This is a genomic window from Streptomyces sp. NPDC012637 (genome assembly GCF_042954805.1).
Taxonomy (GTDB): Bacteria; Actinomycetota; Actinomycetes; order Streptomycetales; family Streptomycetaceae; genus Streptomyces.
On the sequence record NZ_JBIBDS010000002.1, the window covers coordinates 911,961 to 930,063 of the forward strand.

The following is an 18,103-nucleotide window of genomic DNA, read 5'->3' on the forward strand; positions in this document are numbered from 1 at the left end:
CGGTCGGGCCCCAGGCCCGGTCGAGCCCCAGGGCCGGTCGGGCCCTGGTCCACCGGCCGGTCCCTAGGCCCAGTCGCGGCCCTGGCGGCCGCGCTTGGTGTCCGAGCGCTGCTTCTTCTCCCGCAGCCGGCGCTCGTTGATGCCGCGCGGGATCCTCGTCGGGCGGCGCGGCTTCGGCGGCGGTGCCGTGGCCTCCGCGAGGAGCGCGGCGAGCCGGACGGCAGCCGTCTCGCGGTTGCGCCACTGGGAGCGGTGCTCCGAGGCGCGTACGGTGACGACCCCGTTCACGAGGCGCGACGCGAGCCGCTCCAGGGCCCGCGCCTTCCACACCTCCGGCAGGGCCTCGGTCGCCGCCAGGTCGAAGCGGAGCTCCACCTGCGAGTCGCTGGTGTTGACGTGCTGGCCGCCCGGCCCCGAAGACCGCGAGAAACGCCACATGAGCTCGGCCTCGGGCAGCGAGACGGAGCCGCGGATCGGATAGGGACCGGACATGTCTTCCATGTTCCCCGCCGGGCCCGCCGTGCGTCACCCTGTTTTCGCACTGGAACCACCGGGCCGCCGTAGGCGTTATCCGGTAGGAACACACCGCGATGAAAGGGACTTCCCATGGCTGTAAGCCTCTCCAAGGGCGGCAACGTCTCCCTGACCAAGGAGGCCCCGGGCCTCACCGCCGTCACCGTGGGCCTCGGCTGGGACGTCCGCACGACCACCGGCACGGACTTCGACCTCGACGCGTCCGCCATCGGCGTGGACGCCACCGGCAAGGTCGTCTCCGACGGCCACTTCGTCTTCTTCAACAACAAGTCCACGCCGGACCAGACCATCGTCCACACCGGTGACAACCGCACCGGCGAGGGCGGCGGCGACGACGAGCAGATCAACGTCAACCTGGCGGGCCTCCCGGCCGGCGTCGACAAGATCGTCTTCCCGGTCTCCATCTACGACGCGGTCAACCGCTCGCAGAACTTCGGCCAGGTCCGCAACGCCTACATCCGCATCGTCAACCAGGCCGGCGGCGCCGAGATCGCCCGCTACGACCTGTCGGAGGACGCCGCCGTCGAGACCGCCATGGTCTTCGGCGAGCTGTACCGCAACGGCGCGGAGTGGAAGTTCCGCGCCGTGGGCCAGGGCTACGCCTCCGGCCTCGAGGGCATCGCCCGCGACTTCGGCGTCAACATCTGACGTACGGCGGGAACGTGAGACCGGAGCCCCGGCGCATCCCGCGCCGGGGCTCTACGCTTGCGCGGGTGATCGTCGAACCGCTGACCGCCAAGGACCCGCACGACATCCCCGGCCCGCTGCTGACCGAACTCACCGGGCTGTACGCATCGAACGAGGAGTTCCAGCAGCTCAGCGGCGACTTCCCGGACCCGGGCCGGATCCTGCCCGAGCAGGTCGCCGCCGCCCTCGCAGACGAGCTCGCGCAGCCCACCGCCGAGGTGCTGCTCGCCCGCTCCGCCGGCCGCCTCGTCGCGATCGCCGTCACCCTCGGCCGGCACCCGGACCCGGCCGAACCCGATCCTTGGCTCGGCCTGTTGATGGTCCACGCCGCCGGGCACCGCGCGGGCCACGGCCGCCGCCTCGCCGCGTACGTCGAGGAGGGCTTCCGCTCCCAGGGCCGTACGGGACTGCGCCTGGCCGTCCTGGAGAACAACCCGCGCGCCCTCGCGTTCTGGACCGCGCTCGGCTACGAGGAGACCGCGCGGCGCCCGGACCTGGCCCACGGCCGGCCGTGCATCGTGATGCGGAAGTCCCTCCAGAGCCATACGGACACCCAGGGCCTCTAGGACTTCCCTCCCATTGCCGGGGCTTCCAGAGCTCCAGGGTTTCCGGGACTCCAGGACTCCAGGACTCCAGGACTCCAGGACTCCGGGACTCCGGGACTCCAGGGCTCCAGGGCTCCAGGACTCCGACACCCCAGGACTCCAGGGCGCAGGATCCCCGGCCCTCGGCCCTCGGTCCCGGCCTCCGCCCCTCGGCCCCGGCCCCCTAAGGCTTCTCCGGGCGTCCGTCCCCGTACAGCCACACGTCCCACAGCTCGCTCAGGTCCCGGTCCGCGACCGACTCCACGTACTCCGTGAAGTCCTCGGTGTCGGCCGTGCCGTGACGGTACTTCGCCGGCCAGCCCGCGAGGATTTCGTAGAAGACGTCGTCGCCGAGCGTCTGGCGGACCTTGTGCAGCACCATCGCCCCGCGCTGGTACACGGGGACACCGAACAGGTCCTCGGCGGCGGGCGGTTCGGCCGGCGGGAAGGCCCACGCGGCGTCGTTCGCGAAGGCCGTCTCGAAGCTCTTCTGCGCCGGGAAGTGCTCGAAGTCCTCCTTGTAGAGCCACTCGGCGTACGTCGCGAAGCTCTCGTTCAGCCACATGTCCTTCCAGGTGGCGGGCGACACGGAGTCGCCGTACCACTGGTGGGCCAGCTCGTGGACGAGTGTGGTGGTGTCGAAGGAGCCGGCGGGGAAGACCGGGCGGGTCTGGGTCTCCAGGGCGTAGCCGACGTCGTCGTCGCGCTCGACGATCGCGCCGGCGGCGGCGAACGGGTAGGGCCCGAAGTTCTCCGTCTGCCACTCCAGGAGTTCCGGGATCCGGGCCCGCAGCGCGGCGGTCTGGGCGGCCACCACCGGGTCGGCGGCGGTGAGGACGGGCACCTTGCCGAGCGCGGTCGTGGTGGTCGTGTCGTAGCGGCCGATCGCGAGGGTCGCGAGATAGCTCGCCATCGGCTCGGCGGCGTGCCAGACGGAGGTGGTGCGGCCGTCGGCGGTCTTCCGCTCGGCGTTGAGCACCCCGTTGGAGAGGGCCTTGAGCCCGGCCGGGACGGTGACGGTGATGTCGTACACGGCCTTGTCGGAGGGGTGGTGGTTGCCGGGGAACCAGGCCATGGAGCCGACCGGTTCGCCGAGCGCGAGGGCGCCGTCGGCGGTCTTGAGCCAGCCCTCCTCCGAGCCGTCCGAGTCGGTGATGGTCTCCGGGACGCCGTCGTACGTGACGACGGTCCGGAACTCGGAACCCTTGTCGACGTCCTCGCGCGGGCGCACGGTCAGCTCGTTCCCCGCCCGGTTGACGGCGGCGGGCGCCCCGCCGACGGTGGCGCCGCGGACGGTGAGCCCGGCCAGGTCCAGGTTGAAGGCGCTGAGGTCCTGGGTGGCCTTCGCGGTGATCTCGGCGCGCCCGTCGAGCCGGCCGGTGGCGGGGTCGTAGGAGAGGGTGAGCGCGTAACGGCTCACGTCGTAGCCGCCGTTGCCGAGCTTGGGGAAGTACGGGTCGCGCAGGCCCGCCGCGCCGGGCGTGCCCCGCACCCCGCCGCCGTCGCCGCCGGCGGTGCAGGCCGCGGCGAGCAGGGCGAGGGCGAGGGCCGGGGCTCCGGTCCTGACGCCACGGCGACTGGAGTCGCTGCGGCGGCTGCGGCGGCTGCGAGTGTTCACGAACCGATCCTAAGCAGACATACGAAAACAGTCGTACGAATACGCCGATGGCGCCCGGCGGGGGGCCGGGCGCCATCGGGGACCGTGGGGCGTCAGTCGTCGAGCGACGCCACGCCCGCCTGGGCGAACTTCTCGTCCAGGTCGCCGGAGGGCGCGCCGGCCACGCCGATGCCGGCGATCGGGGCGCCGTTCGCGGTGACGGGGGCGCCGCCGGCCAGGAAGAGGGTGCCCGGGATGTCCTTCAGGTTCGGAGCCTGGGCGAGGCGGCCCGCGAGGACGGAGGTCGGGGCGTTCCAGGAGACGGCGGTGAACGCCTTGCGCTCGGCCGACTCGTACGACTGCGGGCCGGCGCCGTCGCCGCGCAGGGTGACGATGGTGTTGCCGTTGCGGTCGACGACGGCGACGGAGACGCGCTGGTTCTCCTTCTCGGCGGCCTTCAGGGTGGCCTGCGCGGCCTTCGTCGCGGCCTCGATCGTCAGGTGGGTGTCCTGGCGCAGGTTGTCGTCGCCCGCGTCGGCCTTCTTGGCGACGGCGGCGACCGGGGCGGCCTGCGGGGCGGAGGAGGCGTTGGCGGAGACGGCGCCGAAGGTACCGGCCGCGAGGACGACGGCGGCGGTGGTGCCGAGGAGGAACTTCTTCTTCATTGCGGGCTCCTGAGGTGGTTGTTCCGTTCGCTCTGCATCGATCCTCCGCCCGGGAACGGGGCCCGCCGGTCGACGTTCCGGCTCGGTCCGGCGCGCACAGTGGATGACGGGCGTGTCAGCCGATCGGTTGATGCCGCCCTGGTCCTCCTGGGCCAGGATGGACGCGTATCCCCAGGTCAGATCCTCGGGAAGGGATCGGCGGCAAGGGATCCCCGAGAGGAGTCCTCGAGAGGAGTCCTCGGGAGGAGTCCTCAGGAGGAGTCCTCCCGAAGAAGATCCTCGGAGGACATCCCCAGGACGAGGTCTCCCGGACCGGGATCTGCGGGACGAGATCTCCGCGACGGGATCTCAAGGACCAGGCCTCCGGGACCAGACGGACCAGGCGGACCAGGCCTCAGGACGGGATCTCCCGGGCGGGATCCCCCGGACAGCGATCGAAGCAGGTGAACGATGGACCGGACGACCGACCGGGCCACGACCCCGGAGCGGGACCCGGACGCCCGCTGGCTGGCGCGGGTCATGCACGTGGCCTTCTTCCTCCTCCTCGGCGCGTCCCTCGCCCGCTTCCTGCTGCGCCACCCCTGGGAGGACCGCAGCCCCTGGATCGTGGCGCTGTCCGGCGCCCTCGCGTCCCTCTACCTCCTCGGCCCCGTCCTCGGCACCCGCGCCACGCCCCGCCGGATCGCCTGGCTGGGCACGGTCGTCGCCGTCTGGATGGTCCTCGTGGTGCTCGCGCCGAGCTTCGCCTGGTGCGCGGTGCCGCTGTTCTACACGGGCCTGCGCACGCTTCCGCCGCGCGCCGCGCTCGGCCTGGTGACGCTGCTCACGGTGTTCGTCGTGACCGCGCAGGTGCAGCTGTCCGAGGGCGGCTTCGACCCGAACCTGGTGATCGCCCCGCCGGCCGTCGCCGCCATCGCCACCGCCGTCTTCGTGCACGCCGACCGGCAGGCCGAGCGGCAGCGGACGCTCATCGAGGACCTGATCCGCACGCGCCGCGAGCTGGCCGCGACCGAGCGCCGCGAGGGCACCCTGGCCGAGCGGCAGCGGCTCTCCATGGAGATCCACGACACCCTCGCGCAGGGCCTGTCCAGCCAGCAGATGCTGCTCCAGGCCGCCGACCGCACCTGGGACGCCGACCCCGCCACCGCCCGCCGCCACGTCCGTACGGCCGAGTCGATCGCCGAGCGCAACCTCGCCGAGGCCCGCCGCTTCGTGCACGACCTCGCGCCGGCCGACCTCGCCGAGGGCGGCGGCCTTGAGGAGGCCCTGCGCGGGCTCGCGGCCCGCGAGTCGGCCGTGTTCCGGGTCGACGGTCCGCCGGTGCCGCTGCCGGACCGGGTGCAGTCGGCGCTGCTGCGGATCGCGCAGGGCGCCCTCGCCAACATCCGCGAGCACGCCGAGGCCGCCTCGGCCGCGCTCACCCTGACCTATCTGGACGACCAGGTCGTCCTCGACGTCGCCGACGACGGCCGCGGCTTCGACCCGGCGGCCGCGCGGGAAGACGCCGGGGTGCGCGGTCACGGGCTGCCCGCGATGCGGGTGCGCGCCCGGCAGCTGGGCGGCACGCTGACGATCGAGTCCACCCCGGGCGAGGGCACCGTGCTCTCGGCCGCGATCCCGCTGGAGGTACGACAGTGAGCGCGCCCGCAGCGCCCGTACGGATCCTGCTCTGCGACGACCACGCGGTGGTCCGCGCCGGGCTGCTCGCGCTGCTCGGCAGCGCTCCGGACATCGAGGTGGTCGGCGAGGCCGGCAGCGGTGAGGAGGCCGTCGCGATGGCCTCCCACCTGCGGCCGGACGTGGTCCTGATGGACCTCCAGCTCGGTCCCGGCATCGACGGCGTCGAGGCGACCCGGCGGATCGCGCCGACCGGAGTCCACGTCCTCGTCCTCACCACGTACGACACGGACGCGGACATCACCCGGGCCATCGAGGCGGGCGCGACCGGCTACCTCCTGAAGGCCGAGCGCCCGGAGGAGCTGTTCGCCGCGATCCACTCGGCCGCGCAGGGCCGTACGACGCTGTCGCCGCCGGTCGCCAGCCGGGTGATGGACCGGATGCGGGGCGCGGCGGGCCCGTCCCTGACCGACCGGGAGCGCGACATCCTCGGGCAGCTCGCGCACGGCCTGGGCAACCGTGAGATCGCCCGCGCCCTGTTCATCAGCGAGGCCACGGTCAAGACCCACCTGGGCCGGATCTACGCGAAGCTCGGCGTCGACACGCGGGCGGGCGCGGTGGCGGTGGCGAAGGAACAGCGCCTGCTGCCGTAGCGCCCGCGAAGCCGGCGCCCGCTGCCGAAGCGCCTGCCGAACCGGCGCCCGCTGCCGCGGCGGTACGAGGCGCGGGGTGCTTCACCCGGGCGGGCGGACCGGGCACGGCTTTCCGCTTCCGGCGGTGCGCGCGCTGCTACCGTGCGTTGCCACTTCAGCGCACCGTGTCATGTCCTCGTGGGAGCACCCGTGAAGATCACCATCGTCGGCGGCGGGCCCGGCGGCCTCTACTTCTCGATCCTGATGAAGCGTCAGGATCCCTCCCACGACGTCACCGTGTACGAGCGGAACCCGGAAGGCTCCACCTACGGCTGGGGCGTCACGTACTGGGCCGGGCTCCTCGACAAGCTGCGCGCGGGCGACCCGGAGTCCGCGGAGGCGATCGCCGCCGCATCGGTCACCTGGACCGACGGCGTGGCGATCGTCCGCGACGAGCGGACCGTCCACCGCGGCGACGCGGGCTTCGGCATCGGGCGCCGGCGGATGCTCGCGCTGCTCGCCGACCGGGCCCGGGAGCTGGGGGTACGGGTCGAGTACGAGCACTCCGTGAGCGGCCCCGACGCTCCCGAGCTCGCGGACGCCGACCTCGTCGTGGCCGCCGACGGGGTGAACAGCGCGCTGCGCGAGGCGCACGCGGACCGCTTCGGCACCGAGGTCACCAGCGGCCGCAACCACTACGTCTGGCTGGGCACGACGAAGGTCTTCGACTCCTTCAGCTTCGCCTTCAAGGAGACCGAGCACGGCTGGATCTGGTGCTACGCCTACGGGTTCAGCGGCGAGCAGTCGACGTGCGTGGTGGAGTGCGGCCCCGAGACCTGGTCGGGCCTCGGGCTCGACCGGCTGAACGAGGCCGACAGCCTGAACCTGCTGGAGAAGCTGTTCTCCGACCTCCTCGACGGCGAGCCGCTGATCGGCCGCGAGCAGCACGGCGACGGCGCCCCGGCCCAGTGGCTGCACTTCCGCACCCTCACCAACCGGGTCTGGCACCACGGCAGACTGGCCCTGCTCGGCGACGCGGCCCACACCACCCACTACTCGATCGGCGCGGGCACCACCCTGGCCCTGGAGGACGCCCTCGCCCTCGCCGCCGCCCTGCGCGACCCGTCGGTGCCCGTGCCCACGGCCCTCGCCGCGTACGGCCGGCGGCGGCGCTCGGAGCTGGTCTCGGCGCAGAGCGCGGCCCGCTACAGCGCCCAGTGGTACGAGAACCTGCCCCGTTACATGCGCCTGGAGCCGGCGCAGATGTTCGCCCTGCTGGGCCAGCGCCACTCCCCGCTGCTCCCGCACGTCCCGCCGCAGCTGTACTACCGCCTCGACCGCGCCGCCGGGCAGCTGGAGGCGCTGCGCCGCCTCAAGCGCTGGCTGGGCCCGCGGGTGGCGAGGGCCGTCCACCGGGGCTGAGGCACCCGACGGGAAACCGGCCGAGCACGCGGCGGGCAACCGGCCGGGCACGCGGCGGAGCGTCCGGCCGGGCACGCGGCGGAGCGTCCGGCGGGCCCCGCGAGGCCCGTCAGGGCGGGGAAGCCCGGCCCCGGCGAGGGGCACCGCCGCGGCATGGGACCATCGACCCGTGCTCGACATCGGCTACTCGCTCTCCCGCCGCTTCCCGGACCCCCCGCAGACCGACTACCGGGCCGTGGACGTCCACACCCTGCGGCACGACCTCTTCTGCGGCGACGTGTACCTCGCGGACACGGAGAAGGACGAGGAGCTGTCCACAGCCTGGGGATGGGTGCCGGTGCTCGACTTCGCGTGGGCGCTGTGCGACATCGTCGAGCAGATCGACCGCGACCCGCGCGGCAGCCGGGCCTCCCGGCCCCAGTACGCGGAGCTGGACTTCACGGAGTCGTCCGACGTCATGATCTTCGAGCGCCGCTTCGGCTGGGTGGACGTCGAGGCCGACTGGATGCCGGGCGACCAGCCGCCGCTCACCTTCAACCACGCCGAACTGCGCCGTGAGGCCCGCGACTTCCTGCACGACCTGATCGCCGACCTCACGGACATGCACGAGGGCCTGGCGGACAACCCCGCGATCTGGGACCTCCAGGCCCGCTTCCCCCGCGTGTCCTAGGCCCTGTCGTCACCCTCCCGCCTGCCCGCGACGCCGTACACGCGCTCTCGCCGCACCGGGCACAAGCCCGAGTACGTCCCGTACGAGGCCTTGCGCCCGGCACGCCGAGAGCACGCACCTGACGCCGCAGGGCCGCCCTCGGGACGACGACGGGAGTTCGACGACAGGACCTAGAGGTGTCTCACCGGTCAGGCCGGACAGGGGCGTCGCGGGCCCGGCATGACCGGCGAGAAAGCCCCCGGCTCAGGAAGGGTCTTCCACCCGCACCCCCAGCTGCGCCGCGAACACCGGCGCCAGGTCGAGCAGCTGCGCCGTGGAGATCACCGCGCCCGCCAGGGCGTCCACCCCGCGCGCGATCTCGATCCGCTGGACGGTCCGCAGGTCGACGTCCTTCAGCTTCGCCCGGCTGAGGTCCGCCCCCGTCACCACGCAGTCCCGGAACTCCACCCGCTCCAGGACCGCGCCCCCGAAGTCCGGCTCGCCCAGCACGCACCCCTCGAAGAGGACGTCCCGCAGCTCCGCCATCCGCAGGTTCAGATAGTCGATCTTCCCGCCCCGCACCCACACCCGCTCGAGCACCGCTCCGTGCAGCTGCGTCCCGCCCAGCCGCGCGTCCACCAGCTCCACGTCCCGCAGCTGCGCCCCCGCGAGATCGGTGCCGACGCCCCGCACGCCCTCCAGCACCGAGTCGAGGAAGCGGGCGGACTTCAGCCGCGCCTCGTCGAGCCCGCAGTCCCGCACCGCGCAGTCCAGGAACCGCGCCCCCGCGCCGTTCCCTCCGGCCAGGTCCAGGCCGGCGAGCTCCAGGCCGTCGTAGTCCCCGTCCGGCTCCAGACCGCCCTCGTACGCCTCCAGCGGAGGCAGGCGGACCTCGGCCCTGCGCACCTTCGCGACCGTCTTCTTCCTCGTGCCCATGACGGCCATGGTGACGCACGCCACTGACAGTCCCCCGCCGGCGATGTCACGAACGCGCCCGGGCCGCTCGTCCCCTTCGTGAAACCCGACACGAGAGAGCCGGACAGATGCGGAAGATCACGATCATCGGCGGCGGCTTCGCCGGACTCACCGCGGCCGTCACCGCCGCCGAGGCGGGCGCCAAGGTGACCCTGTACGAGTCGCACCACACGCTCGGCGGACGCGCCCGTACCGCCGAAGGCCCGTACCTGACCAACGAGGGCCCGCACGCGATCTACGACGGCGGCCCGCACTGGACCTGGCTGAAGCAGCGCGGCCTGCTCGGCGAGCTCGCGCCGCTGCCGTTCCGGGAGGCGGCGAAGCTGCGCTTCCACCACAAGGGCGCGCTGCGCCGCGTCCCGCCGCTGGGCTTCCTGCGGCAGTCGTTCCGCACGGCGGACCGGGCGCCGGTCGACGAGGACTTCCGCACCTGGGCGACCCGGCTCGCCGGGCCGGACGCGGCCCGCGCCGCCGCCTCGTACAGCGGTGTCGCGCTGTACCACCACGACCCGGGCGCGCTGTCGGCCCGCTTCGTGCAGGAGCGGCTGCACCGGGCCGCGTCGGTGCCGGCGGAGGCGCACTTCATCAAGGGCGGCTGGGGCAGGCTGATCGAGCGGATGGCGGCGCGCGCGTGGGAGACGGGCGTACGGATCGAGACCTCGTCGCGCGTCGACGGCCTCGGCGACCTGCCGCGCGGGGCGGGCCCGGTGGTGGTGGCGACCTCGCTGCCGGCCGCCGCGCGGCTGCTCGGCGACCCGTCGCTGACGTGGGAGTCGGGCCGTACGGTCCTGTTCGACCTGGCGCTGAGGAGCCGGCCGGGCCGGAAGGGCGATCCGTTCGCGATCTCGGACCTGTACGCGCCCGGCTGGGTCGAGCGCTTCACCACGCAGGACCCGAGCCTCGCTCCCGCGGGCGAGGAGCTGATCCAGGCGCAGCTGCCGATCGGTCCCGGCGAGGCGAAGGCGGACGGGGTGGCGCACGCGGAGCGGCTGCTCGACCTGGGCTTCGCGGACTGGCGCGAGCGCGCGGTGTGGCGCCGCGAGGCGGTCTCCAACGGCCGTACGGGCGCGGTCGACCGCCCCGGCACCACCTGGCGCGACCGGCCGGCGATCGACCGGGGCGACGGCGTGTACCTGGCGGGCGACCAGGTGGCGGCGCCGGGCGTGCTCGCGGAGGTGTCGTTCACGAGCGCGGTGGAGGCGGTGTCGCTCGCGATGCGGGCGGATCTGCGGACGAAGCCGCTTGACCTCAAGCACGCTTGAGGTCGGAGGCTGGTCCCGCCGCACGAGATCACCGGGCCCGACGGACCCGACCGACCCAGGGGAGCCAGCCATGCACGCCATCCGCCTCCACGCCTTCGGCCCGGCCGAGAACCTGACGTACGAGCAGGTCGCGGACCCGGTACCGGGCCCCGGCCAGGTCCGCGTCAGGGTGACCGCGGCCGGCGTCCACCTCCTCGACACCGTGCTGCGCGAAGGCGGGACGGGGCCCTTCCCGGCGCCCGCCGAACTGCCCACCGTCCCCGGCCGCGAGGTCGCCGGCACGGTGGACGCGCTCGGCGAGGGCACCGACCCGACGTGGCTCGGCAAGCGGGTGGTCGCCCACCTGGGCATGGTGCCGGGCGGCTACGCCGAACTCGCCGTCACCGACGCCGGCCGCCTCCACGCCCTTCCCGACCACGTCGGCGAGGCGGAGGCGGTCGCCATGATCGGCACGGGCCGCACGACCCTCGGGATCCTGCAGTTCACCGAGCTCGGCCCGGAATCGGTCGCGATCGTCCCGGCCGCGGCGGGTGGCATCGGCACCCTGCTCGTGCAGTACGCGAAGAACGCCGGCGCCACCGTGATCGGCCTGGCGGGCGGCGAGGAGAAGGCCGCCAGGGTGAAGGAGAACGGCGCGGACCTGGCGGTCGACTACACGGCGCCGGACTGGGCGGAGCAGGTCGCCGCGTACCTCGACTCGCTCGGCAGGAGGGCGACGGTCGTGTTCGACTCGGTCGGCGGAGCGACCGCCCGTGCCGCGGTGGACCTGCTCGGCGAGGGCGGACAGCACGTCGTCTTCGGCTGGTCGGGCGGCGAGGAACTCACCTTCACGGAGGAGGAGCTCACGGCCCGCGGCATCACGTCGACGTCCGTCCTGGGCCCTGCGATGATCCAGAAGGCGGGCGGCGACGTCCGCAACCTCGAACTCGCCGCCCTGGCCGCGGTCTCCGCCGGCACCCTCCGCCCGGCGGTCCACCGCTTCCCCCTCGCGGAGGCGGCGGCGGCCCACCGTGCCCTGGAGACCCGGGGCACGACGGGCAAGGTGGTCCTGGTCCCCTGACGAGCCCCGCGGGCTCAGATCCCGAGCACGTCCCAGGAGTGCCCCTTGAACTCCTTCTGGAAGTCGGGGTGGTCCTCCCACATCCGGGCGATGGAGCGCAGCACGTCCCAGTTGTGCTCCAGCGCCTGGTCCACGACCTGCCGCAGCTCCGGCGCCGAGGCCCGCTTCTCCAGCAGCCCGTTCACCGCCGATGCGGCCTGCACGGTGTAGCGCAGCGCCCGCAGCGCACGGGAGGTGTCGTCCATCCCGAAGCCGTGGTCGCTCCCGTTCTCCGGGTCGAAGAGCGGCGTGAGCCGCGCCTCGACGAAGGCCGTGATCCGCTCGAACCGCTGCTGAATGTCCTTGTCCATGCCCCCTTCCTACCTTCTCCCGCCCCCGCCCAGCGACTTCAGGGCCCCGTCCGTCAGGCGGTACACCGTCCACTCGTCCTGCGGGCGGGCCCCCAGGGACTCGTAGAAGTCGATGGACGGCTTGTTCCAGTCGAGGACCGACCACTCCAGGCGCTCGTATCCGCGTTCCACGCAGAGGCGGGCGAGTTCGGCGAGGAGGGCCCTGCCGTGGCCGCCGCCGCGCATCTCCGGACGGACGTAGAGGTCCTCCAGGTAGATGCCGTGGACGCCGCGCCACGTCGAGAAGTTGAGGAACCAGAGGGCGAAGCCCGCGACCTCGCCCTCGGTGGTCTCGGCGATGTGGGCGTAGGCGGCGGGACGGTCGCCGAAGAGGGCTTCGTGGAGCTGTTCGGGAGTCGCGCGGGCCTCGTCGAGGGCCTTCTCGTACTCCGCGAGGTCGCGGACGAGCTGGTGGATCACGGGGACGTCGGCGGGCGTGGCGGTACGGATCATGGAGCCAGGGTGCACCCCGTCAGGGGTGCCTGGCCAACAGGTTCCGCGCGATGGACACCTGGTCCGGGTCCAGGGCCGGTTCGCCGTCCGCCACGTCCCACAGGCCGTTCTGGAGCACCCGGGCCAGCGTCCAGGCCCTGGCCCGGGCACGGTCCAGGGCCAGGCGCTCGGTGAGGAGGTCGAAGCGCCACGAGGTCACGGCCGGGTCCGGGTCCCACAGGTTGGTGAGGGCCGGCAACAGGTCGAAGCCCGGGTCGCCGACGAGCGGCTTCGGGTCGATGGCCAGCCAGGGCTCGCGCTCGGAGGCCAGGACGTTGTCGTAGTGCAGGTCCCAGTGGAGCAGCCGGTCGCCGGGCTCGCCCATGACCTCCCGTACCACCGCCGCGCAGGTCCGCAGGAGCGCCGCGTCGTCCGGGTCCGCCAGCCGCTCGGCCGCCTCCGGCGTCTCCGCCACCATCCGCGCCGCGACGTCCCCCAGGGACCGCAGGCCCGGCGGCGCGGGGACGGCGGCCAGGCGGGCCAGCAGGTCCGCGAGGACGCGCACGGCCTCGCGCGCGTCGCCCAGCGCCGACAGGTGACGGGTCTCGTCCGCCCGTTCCAGGAGCATCGTGCCCGTCTCCTGGTCGTGTTCGAGGAGGCGCACGGCCCCGTCCCCCGCCCACGCCCGCAGCGCGACCGGCTCGCCCTCGGTCTCCTCGTCCAGGAGCTGGAGCTTGAGCGCGGCCCGCGTGCCGTCCGCCCGGACGGCGGGCAGCACCAGCGACGCCGCCCCGTGCATCGACGGGCCGGTCAGCCGCAGCCCCCAACGGTCCACGAACTCCTCGGCCCGGCCGGGCAGTCCGGCGATGAACGCCCGCCCCGCCTCGCCGTTGCACTCCGCCTGCGACGCCGCCAGTGCCTCCGGGATCTCGATCACCCCACCGAGAGTAGGGCGTGTCTGTCGAAACAGCGCCGGGTCAAGGAGCGGCGGCCGGCCTGGTCCGCCGGGCGGGCCCTGGACACCGGCGTCGCGCACCTTCCCGGCCGCCGCCCGCTCGGCGAGGCCCCCGAACCCGCCTCGAACCTCGCGCAGTAGCTGCACCGCGGATCGACGAAAACCGTCACCGTGTGCGGCGCCTCCGCCTCCCCGACGACGATCTCCGCGCCGTCCACCGCCGCCGGCAGCCCGGCGAGCACGTCGGCGTGGTCCGCCGCCGCCACCGTCAGCGCCGCGTCCGAGGCACCGCCGCCCTGCGAACAGCCCACCGCCGCAAGGGCGGTGAGACCCGCGACGGCCGCCGCGAGGGCGGCGCGCCGGGTCCCGCGTACCCGCATGGGGAGAGTCCTTCCGGAACGACGAAATCCGTACTCCCGAAGCAAGGCGCGCCGCCGCCCGGCAGCCCGCGGCGAAGGACCCGTATCCACGGAGCCGAGGCCCCCGGTAGCCTCCCGCGCACGGCCCCGGCAGGACCCGGAAGAGGGATGGACATGAGCACGATCGGCACGGTCAACGGCGGCATCTCGTTCTGGTACGCGCAGGACGGCGCCCCCGCCCCGCGCGAGCCGCTGCCCGGCGACACGACCGCCGACGTCTGCATCGTCGGCGGCGGCTACACCGGCCTGTGGACCGCCTACTACCTCAAGAAGGCCGTCCCCTTCCTCAACATCACCGTCCTGGAGGCCGCCTTCTGCGGCTACGGCGCCTCCGGCCGCAACGGCGGCTGGCTCTACAACGGCATCGCCGGCCGCGACCGCTACGCGAAGCAGCACGGCCACGAGGCCGCCGTCCGCCTCCAGCACGCCATGAACGACACCGTCACCGAGGTCGTCGACGTCTGCGCCGCCGAGGGCATCGACGCCGACGTCCACCGCGGCGGCGTCCTGGAGGTCGCGACCTCGCCCGCCCAGCTCGCCCGCCTCAAGGACTTCCACGCCGTCGAGATCGCCTTCGGCGAGAAGGAGCGCGAGCTGTACGGGGCCCGCGACACCGCCGAACGCATCCGGGTCACCGGCGCCGTCGGCTCCTCCTGGACCCCGCACGGCGCCCGGCTCCACCCGGTGAAGCTGGTCAAGGGCCTGGCCGCCGCCGTCGAGGCGCTCGGCGTCACCATCCACGAGTCCACGCCGGTGACGGAGATCAGGCCGAAGCACGCGGTCACGCCGTACGGCACCGTCCGCGCGCCCTACGTGCTGCGGTGCACCGAGGGCTTCACCGCCTCGCTCGCGGGCCAGCGCCGCACCTGGCTCCCCATGAACTCCTCCATGATCGCCACCGAACCCCTCACCGACGCCCAGTGGGAGGCCATCGGCTGGGACGGCCTGGAGACCCTCGGCGACATGGCGCACGCCTACATGTACGCCCAGCGCACCGCCGACGGCCGCATCGCGCTCGGCGGCCGGGGCGTCCCGTACCGCTACGGCTCGAAGACCGACAACGACGGCCGCACCCAGCCCCGGACGATCGAGGCGCTGCGCGAGATCCTGATCCGCTTCTTCCCGCAGCTCGCGGGCGTCGGCATCGCCCACGCCTGGTCCGGCGTCCTCGGCGTGCCCCGCGACTGGTGCGCCACCGTCACCCTCGACCGCTCCACCGGGCTCGGCTGGGCGGGCGGTTACGTCGGCTCCGGCGTCGCCACCGCCAACCTGGCCGCCCGCACCCTGCGCGACCTCATCCAGCAGGACTCCGGCCAGTCGGGCCCGACGGACCTGACCGCCCTGCCCTGGGTCGACCACCGCGTCCGCAAGTGGGAACCGGAGCCGCTGCGCTGGCTCGGCGTCCAGACCATGTACGCCGCCTTCCGCGGCGCCGACCGCCGCGAGTCCGCCGCCCGCACGGCCGAGACGGACCGCATCGCGGTCCTCGCGAACAGACTCAGCGGCCGCTGAGCCCGGCCGCTCCGGACTCCGGGCGCCGGGCGGCGGCCTCCGGGCCCCGGGCGCCGGGCGGCGGTCTCCGGGCGGCGGTCCCGGGCCCCGGTCTTCGGGCTCCTGCCTGACCGAAGACCGAGGCCGCCCGCTCCCGCACTCCGACGCGCCGGGCTCCGGGCCCCTGCCGCAGCCGAGGCCGGCCGCTCCGGGCTCCGGTATCCCGGCGCCCTGCCTCAGCCGAGGCCGCCCGCTCCGGGCCCCGGACTCCGGCCCCCTGTCTCAGCCGAGCCCCGTCAGTCCCTGGATCGCGGAGAGCGCCCATTCCTGGGCCCCGACCGTCGTCCCGGCCGCCACGCCCGTCGCGACCGGGGCGAGCGCGCCCCGGAGCATGGTGAGGGAGCGGCGCAGCCGGCCGGGCTCGGGCTCGTCGGTGCCGCTGATGGTGTCGAGGACCTCGTTGGCCGCGGCCTCGGTGTCCTCGCGCTCCTGCGCGCCGAGGCCCTGCTCGGGCAGCCGCGCCAGCAGCTCCCTCACGAGGTCGGCGAGTTCGGTGTAACCGGGGGCCACCGCCGCGGGGGTGTGGTTGATCTGGTTCTGGGTGACCTGCTCGTTGCCCACGGCGATCTGCGAACCGGTCACCGAGCCGTGGATGTGGAGCCCGGGGGTCCCGGAGCCGTCGGAAGGCGTCACGCCGTGCTGGGGATCGTTCATGCGGGAGTTCCGTCCTCGTCGGTCTGCGTCGGCTGCCGGCTGGTGATGTGCTGGTTCATCTCGACCCGCTCGTTGCCCACGGCGATCTGGGAGTTGATCACGTTCCCGTGGATGGTGAGGGCCGGGCCCATGACGTAGGTGACGTTCGCGGGCGCCTGCGCCGGCTCCTCCGCCTCCTCCACCGGCAGCGAGGTCCGCAGCGACGGCATCGCCACCCGCCCGTTGTGCCGCACGCCCGTCCCGCGCGCCCCGGTCACCGCGCAGTCCACGAGCTGCCCGCCCGCCTCGTCCCGGACCCACGCGCCCACCGCCGCGCAGTCGGCGAACTCGCTGCCGGAGACGTCCAGATAGGCGTGGTCCTTGGCGAGGAGTCCGATCGAGTCCGAACCGGCCACCGTGAGACGGCGGGCGACGAGCCGGCCCTTCCCGAGGGCCACGGCCCCCACCGTGCTCACCGCCCGCGCGCCGCAGTCGGTCACGAACAGCTGTGCCTCTTCGGCGACGCCGAAGCCCACGGTGCCGCGTTCGGCGGTGACCCGGCGCAGGGTGACCCTCGACTGGCCGAGGGCCTCCACGGCCGACATCGCGAAGTCGTGGAAGACCGCGTCGGTGACGTCGGCCGTCGTGCCGCCGTCGCCCCGGGTCTCCAGGTGCGTCGGGCAGCGCTCCACGCGGACCTGCTCGAACTCGGCCTTGCCGCCGTCCCGGACCCGCAGCGCGACTCCCGTCAGGTCCGCGACCCGGAGCCCGGTGAAGCGGCCCCGGCCGGCGCTGACGACGGCCACGCCCACGTTGCCGCCGAGGATCCGGCAGTCGTCCACGCGCGGGGCGCCGCCCTCGCCCACGTGCACCGCCACGTTGCCGGCCCGGCCGACCTCGCAGTCCTCGAAGCGGCCGCGGCCCGCGGTCCGTACGTTGATCCCGGTGTCCCGGCAGCCGACGAAGGCGCAGCCGCGCACGACCGGGTCGGAGCCGCTCGCGACCGCGATGCCGTGCTCGGCGTCGGTGACGCGGACGCGGTCCACGGAGCCGACGGACTGCTCGATGTACGCGACGCCCTCCGCGTGACCGGCCTCGACGACGCAGTCCGCGACGGCGAGCTCCGCCTGCGCGTCGGCCATCACGGCCGCGTTGCCGGTGCCGGTCAGCTCGCAGCCGGTGACCCGGGCCCGGGCGCCGCTGACCCGGATGCCGTGGATCCGGCTGCGCTCGAACCGGCTGTGCGCGACGGACACCTGGGCGCCCTCGATCGCCGCGAGCGCGTTGTCCGCGGCGTCGGTGAACCGGCACCGCTCGACGAGCCCGCCGGCCCCGGCGAAGAGCACCCGGCCGTGCCGGAAGGCGCTGTCCCGGAGCGTCACCGCGGTGCCGGGCGTCGCGTGCACGCAGACGCCGCCCGGCGCCCGTACCTCCGTGTGCTCCAGCGTGAGCGCGCCCGCGCCGCAGCGGACGACGTCCGCGTCGCGCGAGGCCAGGACGAGACCACGGGCCAGGACCGTCCCGGCCGTCTCCAGGACGGTGCCGCGCGGCAGCCCCACCGTGACCGAACCCGGCTCGCCCGCCGCGACCAGCTCGACCTCGCCCCGGACGAAGAGCGGCTCCGCGTAGTGCCCGGGCGCGATCTCGATCCGGGCCGGCCGGCCCCTTCGGGCCGCCGCGGCGAGCGCGGACGCGATGTCCCGGTGGGCGCCCATGCCGCCGCGCGGCGAGACGCGGTACCTCGCGACCATGGCGGCACCTCCCCCGTCCGCTCCGCACGCCCCAAAAAACCGAGGCCCCGCCGCCCGCACGGACGACAGGGCCTTGGACCTGGTGCTGTTTCAGAGAGCCCCCTGTCGGGTTCGAACCGACGACCCCCGCTTTACAAGAGCGGTGCTCTGGCCAGCTGAGCTAAGGAGGCAGCGAGTGCAGTGTAACGAACGCCCGCCCGCCCACGGTCGGAAATCTCACGCATCCCGTAGCACCCGGACTGCTGACAGATCCGACGGCGCCAGGTAGCGTCACCTCGAGTTCACCCTG

19 protein-coding genes and 1 tRNA gene are annotated in these 18,103 nt (G+C 74.0%); 9 read left to right on the forward strand and 11 right to left on the reverse strand.

Annotated elements, in window-relative coordinates; all coding sequences use genetic code 11:
* Positions 1-63 precede the first annotated feature (63 nt).
* Entirely contained in the window at positions 64-501 is a 438-nt protein-coding gene (gene arfB / locus ACFY8W_RS12345) for an alternative ribosome rescue aminoacyl-tRNA hydrolase ArfB (RefSeq protein ID WP_391103527.1), read from the reverse strand.
* A gap of 105 nt (positions 502-606) precedes the next feature.
* On the opposite strand from arfB, the gene ACFY8W_RS12350 reads away from it, so the two are divergent.
* Positions 607-1,182, forward strand: coding sequence for a TerD family protein (locus tag ACFY8W_RS12350; protein WP_365347616.1), 576 nt, complete (start codon positions 607-609; stop codon positions 1,180-1,182).
* A 65-nt stretch (positions 1,183-1,247) separates the two neighbouring features.
* Positions 1,248-1,787 (forward strand): GNAT family N-acetyltransferase, encoded by a 540-nt coding sequence (locus tag ACFY8W_RS12355; RefSeq protein WP_391103529.1) that lies wholly within the window; start codon positions 1,248-1,250, stop codon positions 1,785-1,787.
* Between the two features lie 202 nt (positions 1,788-1,989).
* Here the strand turns inward: ACFY8W_RS12355 and ACFY8W_RS12360 are convergent, their stop codons facing one another.
* Together ACFY8W_RS12360 and ACFY8W_RS12365 are read right to left on the reverse strand one after the other, a co-directional pair.
* Complete coding sequence (locus tag ACFY8W_RS12360; RefSeq protein WP_391103531.1) at positions 1,990-3,423, reverse strand: M1 family aminopeptidase; 1,434 nt, start codon at positions 3,421-3,423, stop codon at positions 1,990-1,992.
* Positions 3,424-3,515: 92 nt separating this feature from the next.
* Positions 3,516-4,067 (reverse strand): heme-binding protein, encoded by a 552-nt coding sequence (locus ACFY8W_RS12365; RefSeq protein WP_391103533.1) that lies wholly within the window; start codon positions 4,065-4,067, stop codon positions 3,516-3,518.
* Between the two features lie 450 nt (positions 4,068-4,517).
* Between ACFY8W_RS12365 and ACFY8W_RS12370 the strand changes: the two genes are divergently transcribed.
* The 4 genes from ACFY8W_RS12370 to ACFY8W_RS12385 all read left to right on the forward strand — a co-directional run bounded on the left by ACFY8W_RS12370 (position 4,518) and on the right by ACFY8W_RS12385 (position 8,408).
* Positions 4,518-5,705 carry a histidine kinase gene (locus ACFY8W_RS12370; RefSeq protein ID WP_391103535.1) on the forward strand — a complete coding sequence of 396 codons (1,188 nt, stop codon included), beginning with the start codon at positions 4,518-4,520 and terminating at the stop codon, positions 5,703-5,705.
* The gene (locus ACFY8W_RS12375) at positions 5,702-6,337 is read left to right on the forward strand and encodes a response regulator (protein ID WP_391103536.1); all 636 of its coding nucleotides are present in this window, start codon (positions 5,702-5,704) and stop codon (positions 6,335-6,337) included. Before ACFY8W_RS12370 ends, ACFY8W_RS12375 begins: the two co-directional genes overlap by 4 nt.
* A gap of 189 nt (positions 6,338-6,526) precedes the next feature.
* The gene (locus ACFY8W_RS12380) at positions 6,527-7,738 is read left to right on the forward strand and encodes an FAD-dependent monooxygenase (RefSeq protein ID WP_391103905.1); all 1,212 of its coding nucleotides are present in this window, start codon (positions 6,527-6,529) and stop codon (positions 7,736-7,738) included.
* Positions 7,739-7,907: 169 nt separating this feature from the next.
* Positions 7,908-8,408 carry a hypothetical protein gene (locus tag ACFY8W_RS12385; protein ID WP_391103539.1) on the forward strand — a complete coding sequence of 167 codons (501 nt, stop codon included), beginning with the start codon at positions 7,908-7,910 and terminating at the stop codon, positions 8,406-8,408.
* 243 nt (positions 8,409-8,651) lie between these two features.
* Here the strand turns inward: ACFY8W_RS12385 and ACFY8W_RS12390 are convergent, their stop codons facing one another.
* A complete protein-coding gene (locus tag ACFY8W_RS12390; RefSeq protein WP_391103541.1) occupies positions 8,652-9,323 on the reverse strand; it encodes a pentapeptide repeat-containing protein in 672 nt (223 codons plus the stop codon).
* Positions 9,324-9,430: 107 nt separating this feature from the next.
* On the opposite strand from ACFY8W_RS12390, the gene ACFY8W_RS12395 reads away from it, so the two are divergent.
* Both ACFY8W_RS12395 and ACFY8W_RS12400 read left to right on the forward strand, forming a co-directional pair.
* On the forward strand, positions 9,431-10,624 hold the full coding sequence (locus tag ACFY8W_RS12395; protein WP_391103543.1) for an NAD(P)-binding protein: 1,194 nt from the start codon (positions 9,431-9,433) through the stop codon (positions 10,622-10,624).
* Between the two features lie 70 nt (positions 10,625-10,694).
* Positions 10,695-11,684, forward strand: coding sequence for a zinc-binding dehydrogenase (locus ACFY8W_RS12400; RefSeq protein WP_391103546.1), 990 nt, complete (start codon positions 10,695-10,697; stop codon positions 11,682-11,684).
* 14 nt (positions 11,685-11,698) lie between these two features.
* Here the strand turns inward: ACFY8W_RS12400 and ACFY8W_RS12405 are convergent, their stop codons facing one another.
* From ACFY8W_RS12405 to ACFY8W_RS12420, 4 genes are read right to left on the reverse strand one after another with little or no spacing between them, the layout of a single operon-like run.
* On the reverse strand, positions 11,699-12,034 hold the full coding sequence (locus ACFY8W_RS12405) for a hypothetical protein (RefSeq protein ID WP_391103549.1): 336 nt from the start codon (positions 12,032-12,034) through the stop codon (positions 11,699-11,701).
* 9 nt (positions 12,035-12,043) lie between these two features.
* A complete protein-coding gene (locus ACFY8W_RS12410; protein ID WP_391103551.1) occupies positions 12,044-12,526 on the reverse strand; it encodes a GNAT family N-acetyltransferase in 483 nt (160 codons plus the stop codon).
* 19 nt (positions 12,527-12,545) lie between these two features.
* Positions 12,546-13,442 carry an aminoglycoside phosphotransferase family protein gene (locus ACFY8W_RS12415; protein WP_391103553.1) on the reverse strand — a complete coding sequence of 299 codons (897 nt, stop codon included), beginning with the start codon at positions 13,440-13,442 and terminating at the stop codon, positions 12,546-12,548.
* The gene (locus ACFY8W_RS12420; protein WP_391103555.1) at positions 13,439-13,840 is read right to left on the reverse strand and encodes a thioredoxin domain-containing protein; all 402 of its coding nucleotides are present in this window, start codon (positions 13,838-13,840) and stop codon (positions 13,439-13,441) included. Before ACFY8W_RS12420 ends, ACFY8W_RS12415 begins: the two co-directional genes overlap by 4 nt.
* A gap of 153 nt (positions 13,841-13,993) precedes the next feature.
* Here ACFY8W_RS12420 and ACFY8W_RS12425 point away from each other — a divergent pair, with 153 nt between their 5' ends.
* Positions 13,994-15,391: an FAD-dependent oxidoreductase gene (locus tag ACFY8W_RS12425; protein ID WP_391103557.1), complete on the forward strand. Its 1,398-nt coding sequence runs from the start codon at positions 13,994-13,996 to the stop codon at positions 15,389-15,391.
* Positions 15,392-15,652: 261 nt separating this feature from the next.
* Here the strand turns inward: ACFY8W_RS12425 and ACFY8W_RS12430 are convergent, their stop codons facing one another.
* From ACFY8W_RS12430 to ACFY8W_RS12440, 3 genes are all read right to left on the reverse strand, one after another.
* Positions 15,653-16,084, reverse strand: coding sequence for a hypothetical protein (locus ACFY8W_RS12430; protein WP_391103559.1), 432 nt, complete (start codon positions 16,082-16,084; stop codon positions 15,653-15,655).
* Entirely contained in the window at positions 16,081-17,814 is a 1,734-nt protein-coding gene (locus tag ACFY8W_RS12435; protein WP_391103562.1) for a right-handed parallel beta-helix repeat-containing protein, read from the reverse strand. Before ACFY8W_RS12435 ends, ACFY8W_RS12430 begins: the two co-directional genes overlap by 4 nt.
* Before the next feature lie 96 nt (positions 17,815-17,910).
* Positions 17,911-17,984: transfer RNA gene (locus ACFY8W_RS12440), tRNA-Thr, on the reverse strand.
* Positions 17,985-18,103 lie beyond the last annotated feature (119 nt).